Source organism: Arthrobacter sp. SAFR-023 (genome assembly GCF_051965295.1).
Taxonomy (GTDB): domain Bacteria; phylum Actinomycetota; class Actinomycetes; order Actinomycetales; family Micrococcaceae; genus Arthrobacter.
Window position 1 is genome coordinate 1 of record NZ_JBQCMF010000052.1, and the last position, 1,049, is coordinate 1,049.

The following is a 1,049-nucleotide window of genomic DNA, read 5'->3' on the forward strand; positions in this document are numbered from 1 at the left end:
CCGGATTCCGATCCCGACGGCCAGATGGGTTTTCCCGGTGCCCGGCGGGCCGAGTAGGACTACGTTCTTTGCTTCTTCCAGAAAGACCCCAGTGCCAAGATGAGCGACGAGGTTCCGGTCCGCGGTAGGCTGGTGGTCGAAGTTGAACTCTTCCAGCAGCTTGTGTCCGGGGAACCTCGCGGCCCTGATCCGCAGGGCGGCCCCGGAGGCTTCGCGTTCGGCGACCTCGCGGGAGAGGACGGCGGCGAGGTATTCCTCGTGTGACCAGCCTGCTGCCCGTGCCCGGTCGCCGAGGGATCGGTAGCCGTCGGCGATTCGTGGGGCGCGCAGTGCGCGGGCGTAGTAGTCGATGTCCTTCACCGCCCCGTTCACCGTCCTGCCCCGGAGAGCTCGCGGGCATCGTCGGGGATGGCGACGCCGAACAGTTCGTCATAGATCGACAGGTCCCGTTTCTCCACCACTGTGGACCGTCCGGCCTTGACGCTGCGGTGGATCCGTCGGAGGGAGGCGGCCTGTCCACGTGCCCGGGGTCAGTGAAGATCTGGTGTCTGGCCCACCGCCGCTCGTGGCTGGCAAGCAGCCGGCCGTCGGCGCTCACGGTCACCTTTTCCAGGTCTGCTTCGACGTCCACGATCCGTCCGATCGCGCCCGGGTCCACGGAGTAGTCGTTGGAGAAGACCCGCACGTAGTTGTCCCTTGGCAGCCGGACGCTGCTGCGGAAGGCGAACTCGGGCGCCACCGGCGTCAACGGGCGCATCGCTTCCCTGTCGCGGACCATGAGCTCGGCCGGGCGGCCGTGCCGGGTCCGGGAGTAGCGGGCGTTCGCCCGCGGCAGCCAGTCCGCGAGCTGGTCGTTGAAATCCAGCGGGGACGCGAACGTCCGGCCGGGCATGAAGCCCTGGCGGAAGTAACGGTTCATCCGCTCCACGATGCCCTTGGATTCGGGATCCCGTGGCGGCAGCTGCCGGATCTCGCAGCCCAGCACGCCGGCGAACGCCGCCGCCGGCTCGGTCAGCCGCCCCTGGCCGATCCCTGATTCGTTGTCCCAG

The 1,049-nt window shown here is 68.5% G+C and carries 1 protein-coding gene and 1 pseudogene; both read right to left on the bottom strand.

The window, feature by feature from the left end:
- Window positions 1-372: ATP-binding protein (locus ACTHQX_RS21685; protein WP_440159303.1), on the bottom strand; the 372-nt coding region annotated here is incomplete at its 3' end.
- A 217-nt stretch (window positions 373-589) separates the two neighbouring features.
- Window positions 590-919: pseudogene (locus ACTHQX_RS21690) on the bottom strand (Mu transposase domain-containing protein); the annotation flags it as partial.
- Between the last annotated feature and the right edge of the window lie 130 nt (window positions 920-1,049).